Annotated in this window: 1 protein-coding gene; it reads right to left on the reverse strand. The window is 74.2% G+C overall.

Annotated features, from left to right (window positions below; genetic code table 11):
• Positions 1-132: 132 nt before the first annotated feature.
• Positions 133-441 carry a hypothetical protein gene (locus tag ACL02R_RS30050; RefSeq protein ID WP_412800123.1) on the reverse strand — a complete coding sequence of 103 codons (309 nt, stop codon included), beginning with the start codon at positions 439-441 and terminating at the stop codon, positions 133-135.
• Between the last annotated feature and the right edge of the window lie 359 nt (positions 442-800).

Genomic DNA, 800 nt, shown 5'->3' on the forward strand with positions numbered 1-800 from the left:
CGTTCGGGGGCGGGTTCGGTGGTGTCGGGCAGGGGCCACAGGACGCGGAGCAGGACCGCTAACGCGAGTGCTATGAGCAGGGCGAGCAGGGTCGGCCGCCCTGGCCAGGTCCGGTCCACGGGGGACTCCGTATCAGTCATCGGGATCGGTGAAGATACGGAAGGCGAGTTCGGCCTCGCCGGGGAGGGCGGCGCGGCGGGCGGCGGCCTGGTCGAGCGTGGCGAACACACCCAGGCCTGTGGCGACGTCCGCCGGATCGGGCGCCGCCAGGTCGAAGTCCTCGGGCGGCTCACCGAGGGCGATCAACGCGCGCCGGTAGAACGCCCACCAGCGCCGGTCCGCCCCGACGAGCAGCCGCCGCGCGGCACCGGCCGGACCGAGCCCGGCCACCGCACCCGCCGCCGCCCCCAACACCCCGGCCACCACCAGCCCACGCACCACGCCGCCTCCACGTCCGTTGTCCGCCCGCCGGTATGACGGGCTCCTCACCCTGCTCCACCACCCCGCGCCACCGCCGCCCCAACAGCGAACGCGGCGCCCTGCACCACCCCTTACGGCGACGCGGCACCTCCCCCGGCGCCACATACAGCCCGTCCTCACCCCAACCCGGCGCAGCCAACTCCCGGTAGTCGGCAACCATCCCGCGCAGCCGCTCCACACACCGCCCACACCCGAACAGCGGCGCCTCAGCGGGCGGATCAGCCGTGGACACGACCCCCAGGCGCATCACCAACCCGATCCGGTGCCCACACCACAGCCAACACGCCCCGACGACCCACTCGTTGCCGTCACTCACGCGC

This window comes from Streptomyces sp. MS19 (assembly GCF_047200595.1).
Classification (GTDB): domain Bacteria; phylum Actinomycetota; class Actinomycetes; order Streptomycetales; family Streptomycetaceae; genus Streptomyces.